Source organism: Pseudomonas fragi, assembly GCF_900105835.1.
Taxonomy (GTDB): Bacteria; Pseudomonadota; Gammaproteobacteria; order Pseudomonadales; family Pseudomonadaceae; genus Aquipseudomonas; species Aquipseudomonas fragi.
Genome location: NZ_LT629783.1, coordinates 484,106 through 496,446, shown reverse-complemented (window position 1 = coordinate 496,446; position 12,341 = coordinate 484,106). Strand labels below are relative to the sequence as shown.

Genomic DNA, 12,341 nt, shown 5'->3' with positions numbered 1-12,341 from the left:
AGTGATCCCATCGCGAGCAAGCCCGCTCCCACATCGTCCCCCTGGCAAGTCACAACGTCTTGGGACACCACAAAACCTGTGGGCGCTGGCTTGCCTGCAATGCCTGCGACGCGGTCTGGCTGGTAAACCGCAGTGATCCTATCGCGAGCAAGCCCGCTCCCACATCGTCCCCCTGGCAAGTCACAACGTCTTGGGACACCACAAAACCTGTGGGCGCTGGCTTGCCTGCAATGCCTGCGACGCGGTCTGGCAGGCAAACCCCAGTGATCCCATCGCGAGCAAGCCCGCTCCCACATGGTCCCCCTGGCAAGTCACAACGTCTTGGGACACCACAAAACCTGTGGGCGCTGGCTTGCCTGCAATGCCTGCGACGCGGTCTGGCTGGTAAACCGCAGTGATCCTATCGCGAGCAAGCCCGCTCCCACATCGTCCCCCTGGCAAGTCACAACGTCTTGGGACACCACAAAACCTGTGGGAGCTGGCTTGCCTGCGATGCCAGCGACACGGTCTGGCTGGTAAACCGCAGTGATCCTATCGCGAGCAAGCCCGCTCCCACATCGTCCCCCTGGCAAGTCACAACGTCTTGGGACACCACAAAACCTGTGGGAGCTGGCTTGCCTGCGATGCCAGCGACACGGTCTGGCTGGTAAACCGCAGTGATCCCATCGCGAGCAAGCCCGCTCCCACATCGTCCCCCTGGCAAGTCACAACGTCTTGGGACACCACAAAACCTGTGGGAGCTGGCTTGCCTGCGATGCCAGCGACACGGTCTGGCTGGTAAACCGCGGTGATCCCATCGCGAGCAAGCCCGATCCCACTTGGTCCCCCCTGGCAAGTCGCAGCTTCTTTGAACACCACAAAACCTGTGGGCGCTGGCTTGCCTGCAATGCCAGCGACACGGTCTGGCTGGTAAACCGCAGTGATCCCATCGCGAGCAAGCCCGCTCCCACATCGTCCCCCTGGCAAGTCACAACGTCTTGGGACACCACAAAACCTGTGGGAGCTGGCTTGCCTGCGATGCCTGCGACGCGGTCTGGCTGGTAAACCGCAGTGATCCTATCGCGAGCAAGCCCGCTCCCACATCGTCCCCCTGGCAAGTCACAACGTCTTGGGACACCACAAAACCTGTGGGAGCTGGCTTGCCTGCGATGCCAGCGACGCTGCTCTGGCGGATAAACCGCAGTGATCCCATCGCGAGCAAGCCCGATCCCACTAGGTCCCCCCTGGCAAGTCGCAGCTTCTTTGAACAGGGCGTCGGGTTATGCAAACCCCCGGCGGCCTTGCAAGCCGCCGGTGTGGACAAATACCAGACGCATGCCCCGAGCAATTACCCCCTCTTTGACCGCCTGCTCCAGCGCCATCAGAGCCTTGGCCGTGTACAACGGCTCCAACGGCAGACCACTGGCCGCTTCGCTGGTCCGCATAAACCCCAGCAAGGCATCATCAACCCGGGCAAAACCGCCGCGGCTGGCGTCGATCAGTTCAACGTTGCGCGCGAGCAGCCCGCCAGCCTGCAAGATGGCCTCCACTTGCGGGGCGACGCCGTGATCCTCTGGCACCGCCAGTGCCCCATATACCCGCCGCCTGCCGGCTTCGCCCAGCATCAGACCGGCCAGGGTCGTGCCAGTACCCGCCGCCAGCCACCAACCGTCATAATCGTCCCAACCGACCGTCGCCAGTTGCTCACGTACCTGGTTCACCAGTGATTTGCAGCCCAGGGCGCCCGCCAGCCCGCCTCCGCCCTCGGGCACCTGATGCAGGTTCGGGTACAGGGCCTGCCAAGGCTGCCAAAACCCCGGCTCATGGCGCGCCCTGTACCCGGCAAACCCCAGCCAGTGCAGCTGCATGCCATAGCGTTCAAGGTCCAGCGTGGTGGGCGTTTGCTGGGGATGACCACGCAGCAGCCCCACGGTGGCAAAGCCAAAACGCTTGCCGGCAGCGGCCAGGGCATGCAGATGGTTGGAATGGGCACCCCCCAGGCTGATCAGCCCGTCTGCCCCTGCTTGATAGGCGGCGCGCAGATGCTCGGTGAGTTTGAACCACTTGTTGCCGCTGATCAGCGGGTCGATCAGGTCCAGGCGCAGCACCGCCACTTCCACCCCGGCCTGGTGCAACCAGTCCAGATGCAGGCGCTGCAAGGGTGCATGGGGGTGCCAGTCGATCAAGGGCAGCATGGCTGGGGCTCAATTGAAAAACAGCGAGTTTACCGCAGCCCGTCGATTTTCATGTTCAGAACGGCCAATAAACTGACTCCAGCTGCGGCTTCTTGTTAAGGTGTGCGCCGAATTTTGTAGCGCTGCTATCTGTTTTTTTCACGCGAGCCCCCTGAATGCCTGAGCCGATCCCTCTTAAAGATCACGAATCCGAAAAACGGCTGGTCAATAAAAGACTGATCGCCTGTGCGGCGCTGGTAATGGCTATCAGCTGCGCCCTCATCGGCCGTATGTACTTCTTGCAAGTCACCGAGTTCGACTACAACTCCACGGTGTCCGAGAACAACCGGGTGCATGTGCTGCCCATCCCCCCCGAGCGCGGTTTTATCTACGACCGCAACGGCGTGCTGCTGGCGGACAACCAGCCCAGCTTCAACATGACCATCACCCGCGAGCGCGCCGGCGATACCGCCAGGGTGCTGGACTCAGTGATCAGCATCCTGCACTTGCCCGAAGAAGACCGCGCTGTGTTCGCCAAGGCGATGAAACAGGCCCGCCATCCGTTTGATCCTTCGACCCTGTTGTACGAGTTGACGGAAGACCAGATCGCCCTGTTGGCCGTCAACCAGTTCCGCCTGCCCGGCATTGATGTTGAGGCGCAGTTTGTGCGCCATTACCCGCAAGGCGATCATTTTGCCCATTCAGTGGGTTATGTCGGGCGGATCAACGAGAAAGAAGCCAAGCAGGTAGATGCCACCCAATACCGGGGTACCCAATCCATCGGCAAGACCGGCATCGAGCGCTTTTATGAAAATGAACTGCACGGCAAGGTCGGTTTTGAAGAAGTCGAAACCAACGCCCAGGGCCGGGTCATGCGCGTGCTGCGCCATACCGATGCAGTGGCGGGCAAGAACATCGTCCTGAGCCTGGACATCAAGTTGCAGGAAGCCGCCGAGGATGCCCTGGGCGACCGCCGGGGCTCGATCATTGCCCTGGACCCGAAAACCGGCGAAGTGCTGGCGATGGTCAGCAAGCCGAGCTTCGACCCCAACCTGTTCGTCACCGGTATCAGTTCCAGGGATTACTCGGGCCTGCGCGACTCCATCGACAAGCCGCTATTCAACCGCGCCCTGCGCGGGCTGTATGCACCTGGCTCGACGATCAAGCCCGAAGTGGCGATTGCCGGGCTGGACAGCGGCGTGATCTCGGCCTCGACCCGGGTGTTCGACCCTGGTTACTTCCAGCTGCCCAATGTCGACCACAAGTACCGCAACTGGAACCACAGCGGCGACGGCTGGGTGGACTTGAACGCGGCGATCATGCGCTCCAACGACACCTACTTCTATGACCTGGCGTCCAAGCTGGGCATCGACCGCATGCACGACTACATGGCCGAGTTTGGGTTGGGGCAAAAAGTCTCGCTGGACATGTTCGAAGAGTCCTCGGGCCTGATGCCGTCCCGCGAGTGGAAGCGCAGCACCCGCCGCCAGGCCTGGTTCCCTGGCGAGACAGTAATTCTGGGCATAGGCCAGGGCTATATGCAGGTCACGCCGCTGCAACTGGCCCAGGCCACGGCACTGATTGCCAACAAGGGCGTATGGAACCGTCCGCACCTGGCCAGGACCGTGGACGGCACACCGCCCGTGGACGAACACCCGATCCCCAACCTGGTGCTGCGTGATCCGCGGGACTGGGATCAGGTCAACCACGCCATGCAACTGGTGATGCACGACCCGCGTGGTATCGCCCGGGCGGCGGCCCAGGGTGTGCAATACCGCATCGCCGGCAAGAGTGGTACGGCGCAAGTGGTGGCGATCAAACAGGGTGAGCGTTACAACCGCCTCAAGACCGCCGAGCGCAACCGTGACAACGCCTTGTTCGTCGGCTTTGCCCCGGCGGAAGATCCACAAATCGTGATTTCGGTGATGATCGAAAACGGCGAAGCCGGCGGCCGCGTAGCCGGCCCCGTGGTGCGCAAAGTGATGGATGCCTGGCTGCTGGACAACCAGGGCCTGCTCAAGCCGCAATACGCCAGCCCTCAGGTCAAGGCGCACACCACGCCGCATGTTTGAACAGCGGCCCTCACCCGTAGGCAGAGGCCGCTCGATGGGCGGCGTTACGCAGATCTGCTTTTGCCTTTCATCCCCTCTCCCTGCGGGAGAGGTTTAGGGTGAGGGGCTTTTGCTTTTGCGCGAGCGTTCCCTTAATACCGCGCATCCACAGGCTTGCCGCCCTTGGGCCAGTCCTTGGCCTTGTCGACAAAATCAGGCCGTGGCTGATGGGAAAAGTACTCGGCCACATCCACCGCATCCTGATCCGATAATCCGCCCTGCCCCAGCGGGAATTTCTCGTGCATGCCGATCGGCATATTGCGCTTCACAAACGCTGCCGCCGTATAGGTGCGCGCCATGCCCGCACCAATATTGAACGACTCGTCGCCCCACAGCGGCGGGTACACAAAGCTGCCATCGGCGTGCTTCAAGCCCTCGCCGTTGTCACCGTGGCACACCGCACATTGCTGCACATACACGGCCTTGCCGTTCACCGGGTCCGGCTTGATGGTCGGGTCCACCTTGCCCACGCCCCGCCCTGCCACCTTGTCCCCCGCCACGGTGTTCATTTTCATCCAGTCAAAATACGCCACCATTGCCTGCATGTCGGCCGAGGCCACCGGCAACGGCTTGCCATCCATCGAACGACGGAAACATCCATTGATCCGCTCCTCCAGCGTCACGTCCTTGCCCGCACGGGGGGCATAGCTGGGAAAGAACGCCGACACCCCCACAAAAGGCGAACCATCGGCCACGGTGCCCGCGTTCAAATGGCAACTGGTGCAGTTGAGCGCGTTGCCGACGTTGTCCGGCAACAGCGCCTTGGTTTGCAGATGCAGGCGCATGCCACGCACCACCTGATCGGCATTGGCGGCGCTGAGCAGGTTGGCTAGACGCGGGGTGACGAAGGCCGATTCATCATCAGTCGAAGGGTTGAGCTGCTTGCGCATCTTCGCCACTTGCGCGGGTTTGATCGCCGGGGCCGCATTGCCCCAACTGCTGCGGACAAAACTGAGGATCTCGGCGATTTCATCATCCTGAAGCCGGGCAAAGCCGGGCATGGTGTACACCCGAGGGTGCGCCGCTGTTTGCGGGGTTTTCCAGCCGGTCAGGGTGATATGCAACAAGGTGGTCGGGTTGGCCGCCACAATGCCCGGGTTGCCATTCAATGGCGGGAACATACCTGGGACCCCACCGCCGTCCGGGCGATGACAGTCGGCGCAGAACTGCGTGTAACCCAGGCCGCCACGACTGCTGTACAGCGTATCCGGCGCCCTTGCAGGCGTCAGCGCTACGGTCGGCATCGGCAAGTCATCCTTGCCCGCGGGCAGCGATTTCAAATAGCTGGCGATGGCCGTCAAGTCGGCATCGGTAAAGTGCTGGGTACTGTGGTGGATGACATCGGCCATATTGCCCGACACCGTGGCAAAGCGGTTTTGCCCGGTCTTGAGCAACTGCACGGTGTCTTCCACTGTCCACAGGTTGCGCAGGCTCAGGGCACGCCACTCTTCGACGGTTTCACCGGCCAGGTAATGCTTGCCGGCGCTGCCCGTGTCGCTCATGGCCTTTTCCTGAAAGGCGATGCCACGCGGCGTGTGGCATGAGCCACAATGCCCCAGCCCCTGCACCAGGTAGGCACCACGGTTCAGCTCGGGGCTTTTCGCCGGATCGGGGGCGAACGGCTGATTGTCGACAAACGCCCAGTTCCACAGTGCCAGCCCCCAGCGCTGGTTGAACGGGAAGCCCATGTCGGCCTCAAGGTTGGCCATCTTCACCGGCGCTACGTCCTGCATCAGGTAGGCGTACAGGGCGCGCATATCGTCTTCGCTCATTTTCGCGTAAGACGGATACGGCATCGCCGGGTACAGGTTCTGCCCCGCTGGCGTCACCCCTTGGCGCATGGCCTTGTCGAACTGTTCAAAGCTGTACTGGCCGATGCCGGTTTCAGGATCCGGGGTGATATTGCTCGAATAAATCGTGCCCATCGGTGTTTTCAGCTCCAGCCCGCCCGCCATCACCGCTCCGCCCTTGGCGGTATGGCAGGCAATGCAGTCGCCGAGCTGGGCAATATATTTGCCCTGCGCAATCAGGTTTTTCTCAGGAGCAGTTGCCGGGGTCGGCTCACTGGCCTGGCTCTGGGCTGAACAAAACAACGTCAGGCCAGCGAATGCCAGACGTGGGAAGGTAGAAAGCATCGCGTTATTCCTTTAAGGCGTCGATCTGGGGTGGTCCCCTCGAAACGGGCCGTGCTGGTTTTGTTATGGACTCCTCACGCAGGGTTTGTACCGGCTTTTCGGGGCACGGCGTTTGACCCCGGTCATGGCGACCTCAACAAGGCGGCATTGCGGGGCGCTCTAAGCTAGTTCCAAAACGGTATTTTCCCCTTTGATTTAAAGAACTTAGATTCGCTTCACCGGACCACCGGACCACCCCCTCTTTAGCTCCTTACAACAAGGTCCGACCCATGTCCGTGCGCACACTCCTGATTGCTCTTTCCATCGCAGGCCTCAGCTTCGGCGCGCAGGCGGCTGATTTGACCATCGGCTATATCACCGGCATCGACCCCACCAAGCTGGCCCAGGCCGAGGGCAGTTACGAGAAGGCCATCGGTGAAAAGATCGACTGGCGCCGTTTTGATTCGGGTCCGGCAGTGGTGTCGGCACTGGCCTCCGGAGACCTGCAGATCGGCAATCTGGGTTCTAGCCCGCTGGCTGCCGCGGCCTCGCGCAATGTGCCGCTGGTGACTTTTATCGTCACCGCGCAGATCAAGGGTTCCGAAGCCCTGGTGGTGCGTGATGGCAGCGGCATCAACGGCCCGCAAGACCTGATCGGCAAAACCATCGCCACGCCCTTTGTCTCGACTTCGCACTACAGCCTGCTGGGCGCGCTGAAACACTGGAACCTCACCCCGCAGCAGGTCAAGGTGGTCAACCTCAGCCCTGCGCAAATCACCGCAGCCTGGAAGCGTGGCGATATCGACGGCGCGTTCACCTGGTCCCCTGCCCTGGGGGAAATCCGCAAGACCGGGAAAATCCTCACCGATGCAGGCCAGGTCAGTGAATGGGGCGCCCCAACGTTTGAGGTTTGGGTAGCACGCAAGGACTTTGCCGAGAAACACCCGGAAATAGTGGCCCAATTTGCCAAAGTCAGCCTCGACGCCATCGCCGACTACAACGCCCACCAGGCGGCCTGGAGCGCAGATTCGGCACAGGTACAGAAGATCGCCAAACTGACCGGTGCCAGCCCCGCTGATATCCCCGAGCTGCTGCAGGGTACGCACTTCCCTTCGACGGCCGAGCAAAAGTCGGCGCAGTTGCTGGGCGGCGGCACGGCCAGAGATATCGCCCAAACCGCCCTGTTTCTCAAGGACCAAGGCAAGATCGAGGGCGTTTTGCCCGACTATTCAGCCTTTGTCAGCGATAAATTTTTGCCGCAATAACAAGCTGTTAGCCACTGGCACAAGAAATGCTTCGTTACGCCCCTACAGCACAGAGCCTTGCATCGCCAGTTTCGTTCTGGCGATGCGAAAACCTGCGTGAACCCTGACGCCAGAGGCGTCCCGGATCATAAAAAGGAGCGTAAGGATGGCAACGCCTGTTACAGCGTCACCGATCAACTTGCCTGCAGTGAAAACCGTGGGCTTTCTGGTGATACCAAACTTCACCACTATCGGTTTTGCCTCGGCCATCGAAACCCTGCGCATGGCCAATATGGCGGCGCGCTGCGAGATGTTTCGCACCGTGATCATTGCCCCTACCCTGGATCCGGTCATTGCCAGCAACGGCATGCGCATCCTGCCCGACCATGTGATCGGTGATGCACCAAAACTGGACATTTTACTGGTAGTGGGTTCGAACCCGATCGTCTCCCACCTCAGCAGCCGCCCGGTACTCAACTGGTTGCGCAAGCTGGCCCACGAACAAGTGGCCCTGGGCGGCATCTGCACCGGCAGTTACTGGCTGGCCCGTGCCGGGCTGCTCAAGGGCTATCGCTGCACCATCCACTGGGAAGATATCGAAACCCTCAAGGACCACTTCCCCGGGATCATCATTTCCAACCAGTTGTTCGAACTGGACCGCGACCGCTACACCTGCTCGGGCGGAGTGGCCTCGATGGACATGACCTTGCAACTGATTGCCCGCGAACCGGGTGGCCGCGAAATCGCTGCCCATGCCGCCGAACTGCTGCTGTGCGATCGCGCCCGCGGCCCGCAAGAGCAGCAGCGCGTACCGCTGCGCCAAAAACTCGGGACTTCGCAGCCCAAACTGAGTCAGGTGGTGGCAATCATGGAGGCCAATCTGGAAGAGCCGGTCAGCCTGGAAGACCTGGCCCGCTTGAACGAAGTGTCGGTACGTCAACTTGAGCGCCTGTTCCACAAGCACCTGCAACGCACGCCGAGCCAGTACTACCTTGAGTTGCGCCTGGCGCGGGCGCGAAGCCTGTTACTGCGCAGCGAATCACAAGTGCGGGATATCGCCCTGGCCTGTGGTTTTGTGTCGGCGGCGCATTTTTCCAAATGCTATAGCCGCCTGTTCGGTGTATCACCCATTGGTGAGCGCAAGCAGGTGGCGTTGCACTAAAACATCACCCGTAAAACCTGAGACCCGGGGCTATCTGAAAAACCCAGTGCCTGATTTTGCGACTGCTTCGCAGCCGATCGCAGCCTCGCTTCGCTCCTCAGCGGCTACAAAGATTGCGCAGCACACACTGACGCCAACAGGCCGGCCGGTCGGCCGCCCCATCGCGGCTGGCGCGGCGTCCTGCCGCGCCCCCCCCCATAACAGCACCTGCGCTCGGCCTTCTGTGAGGGGCATTCGTGTCGTCTGGACAATCGCGTGGCTACATAAGCACCACCAATCCCTTGTGGGAGCCGGGCTTGCCCGCGATGGCAGCACGTCGGTCATCCAGACAGAACGAGGTGCCTGCATCGCGGGCAAGCCCGGCTCCCACAGAGGAAATATGTCGATCGCAGCTCCCGCCTCCAGACAGGCCGAGTGGAGGTTCTGTAGTGACTCGCCGTAAGGGCGAAACCAATATTGCAGTTAGATGCAGATGCCGGATATGTACTCGACTTAACTGTTTTCCTGTAGCCGCTGAGGAGCGAAGCGGCCGTAAAACCTGAGACCCGGGGCTATCTGATAAAACCAGGTGTCTGATTTTGCGACTGCTTCGCAGCCGATCGCAGCCTCGCTTCGCTCCTCAGCGGCTACAAGGTGTGGGGGACGGGGCAGGTTAATCCTGCAACGCCTTGTGCGCGGTCTCCCGACTGGCCAGCATCGCCACCAGTGCCACAGCCGCGGCGGCCAGCAGGTACCAGGCCGGGGCCATTTTGTTGCCGGTCATATGGATCAGCCAGGTGGCTATAAACGGCGCCGTACCGCCAAACACCGCGTTGGCCACGTTGAAGCTGAAGGCAAAACCGCTAAACCGGACCCGCGTCGGGAAGATCTCGGCCAGAAAACACGGCAAGGTGCCGTCGTTCATCGCCAGGATGGCGCCAAAAGCAATCTGGATCATCAGGATCACCACCAGCGACGGGTTGCCCAGCATCCCGAACAGCGGAAAGGTTAGCAGCAGGAACATCACCGACGCACTGACCAGCATGGTCTTGCGCCCGTAGCGGTCCGACAGCTTGCCCATCAGGAAGATCAGGCCGATATAGGTCGCCAGCGACACCGTAGACGCGATAAATGAATCATTTTCGCTCATGCCCATCTCGGTTGACAGGTAGGTCGGCATGTAACTGAGCAACAGATAGAAAGCCACCGCATTCAGGCAGGTCACGCCGATGCCGATCAGTACCGGCCGACGATGTACCGTGAGCAATTCACGCACTGGAGCATGGGTTGCGCACTCCTTGGCTTCCAGACGCTTTTCCATCTCCAGGAACTTGGGCGAGTCCTGCAAATGCACGCGGATATAGCGCCCCACCAGGCCAAAAGGTGCCGCCAGCAGAAACGGCAGGCGCCAGCCCCAGTCGTGCAGGTTCTCAACCGTCATCAAGGCATGCATGCCCGCGACAAACATCGCCCCGAACAACAGGCCAGCTGCCGTGCTTGCGGGCACGATGCTGGTGTAGAAACCGCGCTTGCCCTCAGGGGCATACTCGGCCAGGAACGCCGAAGCCCCTGCATATTCCCCTGACGCCGAAAAACCCTGCACCAGACGAATCAACAACAGCAACACCGGTGCCCACAGGCCGATCTGGTTATAGGTGGGCAATATACCGATGCAAAAAGTCGCCACGGTCATGATCAGGATCGACCACGACAAGGCGCTGCGTCGCCCGTACTTGTCGCCAAAATGCCCCCATACCAGACCACCGAACGGGCGCACGATAAACGACAGGGCAAATACAGCGAAGGTAGCCAGCAGCCCTGTGGTGGTGTCGGTTTGCGGGAAGAACGTCAGGGCGATGACCGTCGCCAGATAGCCATAAGCGGCGTAGTCGAACCACTCGACAAAGTTGCCCATAAAGCTGGCCGTGGCGGCGCGGCGCAACGCCTTGCGCTCGCTGAGGCGCTCGATTTGCTGTTCGGGGGTCAGGGGCAAAGCGATACTTGCGCTCGGGATACTCATTGAGCACCTCCTGAGAAAGAGATGCGTGATGGAAAAACGCCAAGCAACGTCGGGACATGGGACATGACAGATACCCTCATTGTGTTCTTTTTGGCAGGGGTAAACAGGTCAGAAAACGCTGCGCAGTCTGTGTGCGCATACGTTGGTATCGAGCTCGGAGTGGGAGCGAGCCCGCTCCCACAATGCCGCGCAATGACTATTTTTTTATGATGTTGTGCTGCGGGCCATACGGGAAATGGGTGATGTTCTCGCCGCCCTGTTCGTTGACGATCAGGATGTCGTGCTCGCGATACCCGCCCGCGCCCGGACGGCCTTCAGGGATCATGATCATCGGTTCGATGGACACAACCATGCCCGGCTCCAGTACCGTGTCGATATCTTCGCGCAGCTCCAGCCCGGCTTCGCGACCATAGTAATGGCTCAGGGTGCCAAAGGAGTGACCATACCCGAAGGTGCGGTATTGCAGCAGGTCGTGCTCCATGAAAATTTCATTGAGCTGCAGGGCAATGTCCGAGCACTTGATGCCGGGCTTGATCAGCTTCAAACCGGCCTCGTGTACCTTGACGTTGACCTCCCATAGCCGCAGGTGCTCGTCCGAGCAATGGTCGAGAAACAGGGTGCGCTCCAGCGCCGTGTAGTAACCGGCAATCATCGGGAAGCAGTTAAGGCTGAGGATATCGCCCTTGTTCACCTTGCGGCTGGTGACCGGGTTGTGCGCGCCGTCGGTGTTGATCCCCGACTGGAACCAGGTCCAGGTGTCCATCAGTTCGGAGTCCGGGAAGGTACGGGCAATTTCGCGCACCATCGCCTGGGTGGCATGCAGCGCCACTTCATATTCCGGCACCTGATCACTCAAGGCCTCGACGATGGCCGCGCCACCGATATCGGCAATCCGTGCGCCGTGGCGGATGACCGCATGTTCTTCCGCCGACTTGATCATGCGCATGCGCATGCAAGGCGCGGCAATATCCACAAATTCGGCCTGGGGGTAGCGGCTGGCGAGCTTGTCGCGATTGAGCAGGTTCATATGGTCGAACTCGATACCGATGCGCCCCGCCTTGGGCAGCGCCTGCTGGATGGCGACAAAGTAGTTGTCGCGCTGCCAGTCGGTGTACACGATGTTGTCGGTGCCCATTGTGCGGCGCCACGGCTGGCCACCGTCGATATTGGCGCTGATGGTCACGGCGCTGTCCTGGGTCACCACCAGTGCGTAGTTGCGGCCAAACGAGCAATACAGGAAATCGCTGTAGTAGTTGAGGTTGTGGTACGAGGTGAACACCGCGGCATCGATATTGTTCTGCGCCATATAGGCCCGCAACTTGCCCTGGCGGTTGGCGTACTCCTGGGCCGAGAATGTAGGAGTGACTTTTTCGCCGTTCTTGATCTGGATGGTTTTCGGCATTTGCATGGCATGTATCCCTGTCATTGATCGAGCGTCAGAAGCCGCCGGCAGGCGGGTCGTTGAGGAACATTCGAACAGATACAGGCAGGGGTTTTTTGTGCGAATCCGACCTGTAGTTGATCAGATCCGCTGTGCCTGAAGGCCCCCTCTTTGCTT

At 60.7% G+C, this 12,341-nt stretch carries 7 protein-coding genes; 3 read left to right on the top strand and 4 right to left on the bottom strand.

What is annotated here, in order from left to right:
* Positions 1-1,259 precede the first annotated feature (1,259 nt).
* The gene (locus tag BLU25_RS02195; RefSeq protein ID WP_016780731.1) at positions 1,260-2,174 is read right to left on the bottom strand and encodes a 1-aminocyclopropane-1-carboxylate deaminase/D-cysteine desulfhydrase; all 915 of its coding nucleotides are present in this window, start codon (positions 2,172-2,174) and stop codon (positions 1,260-1,262) included.
* A 155-nt stretch (positions 2,175-2,329) separates the two neighbouring features.
* On the opposite strand from BLU25_RS02195, the gene mrdA reads away from it, so the two are divergent.
* Positions 2,330-4,225: a penicillin-binding protein 2 gene (gene mrdA / locus BLU25_RS02190; RefSeq protein ID WP_016780730.1), complete on the top strand. Its 1,896-nt coding sequence runs from the start codon at positions 2,330-2,332 to the stop codon at positions 4,223-4,225.
* A gap of 131 nt (positions 4,226-4,356) precedes the next feature.
* On the opposite strand, the gene BLU25_RS02185 is transcribed toward mrdA, so the two are convergent.
* Complete coding sequence (locus BLU25_RS02185; RefSeq protein WP_016780729.1) at positions 4,357-6,399, bottom strand: c-type cytochrome; 2,043 nt, start codon at positions 6,397-6,399, stop codon at positions 4,357-4,359.
* A 269-nt stretch (positions 6,400-6,668) separates the two neighbouring features.
* Between BLU25_RS02185 and tauA the strand changes: the two genes are divergently transcribed.
* Together tauA and BLU25_RS02175 are read left to right on the top strand one after the other, a co-directional pair.
* Positions 6,669-7,643, top strand: coding sequence for a taurine ABC transporter substrate-binding protein (gene tauA / locus BLU25_RS02180; RefSeq protein WP_016780728.1), 975 nt, complete (start codon positions 6,669-6,671; stop codon positions 7,641-7,643).
* A 145-nt stretch (positions 7,644-7,788) separates the two neighbouring features.
* Positions 7,789-8,784 (top strand): GlxA family transcriptional regulator, encoded by a 996-nt coding sequence (locus BLU25_RS02175; RefSeq protein ID WP_083369498.1) that lies wholly within the window; start codon positions 7,789-7,791, stop codon positions 8,782-8,784.
* 652 nt (positions 8,785-9,436) lie between these two features.
* Here BLU25_RS02175 and BLU25_RS02170 read toward each other — a convergent pair.
* Both BLU25_RS02170 and BLU25_RS02165 read right to left on the bottom strand, forming a co-directional pair.
* Positions 9,437-10,678, bottom strand: a complete 1,242-nt coding sequence (locus tag BLU25_RS02170; protein WP_371838251.1) for an MFS transporter — start codon at positions 10,676-10,678, stop codon at positions 9,437-9,439.
* A gap of 301 nt (positions 10,679-10,979) precedes the next feature.
* On the bottom strand, positions 10,980-12,191 hold the full coding sequence (locus BLU25_RS02165) for a M24 family metallopeptidase (RefSeq protein WP_016780725.1): 1,212 nt from the start codon (positions 12,189-12,191) through the stop codon (positions 10,980-10,982).
* Positions 12,192-12,341: the final 150 nt, after the last annotated feature.

What these genes read in the sequence shown, in the direction of transcription:
- BLU25_RS02195 (WP_016780731.1), bottom strand. Translation starts at nt 2,174, where the DNA reads ATGCTGCCCTTGATCGACTGGCACCCCCATGCACCCTTGCAGCGCCTG.
- mrdA (WP_016780730.1), top strand. Translation starts at nt 2,330, where the DNA reads ATGCCTGAGCCGATCCCTCTTAAAGATCACGAATCCGAAAAACGGCTG.
- BLU25_RS02185 (WP_016780729.1), bottom strand. Translation starts at nt 6,399, where the DNA reads ATGCTTTCTACCTTCCCACGTCTGGCATTCGCTGGCCTGACGTTGTTT.
- tauA (WP_016780728.1), top strand. Translation starts at nt 6,669, where the DNA reads ATGTCCGTGCGCACACTCCTGATTGCTCTTTCCATCGCAGGCCTCAGC.
- BLU25_RS02175 (WP_083369498.1), top strand. Translation starts at nt 7,789, where the DNA reads ATGGCAACGCCTGTTACAGCGTCACCGATCAACTTGCCTGCAGTGAAA.
- BLU25_RS02170 (WP_371838251.1), bottom strand. Translation starts at nt 10,678, where the DNA reads ATGGGCAACTTTGTCGAGTGGTTCGACTACGCCGCTTATGGCTATCTG.
- BLU25_RS02165 (WP_016780725.1), bottom strand. Translation starts at nt 12,191, where the DNA reads ATGCAAATGCCGAAAACCATCCAGATCAAGAACGGCGAAAAAGTCACT.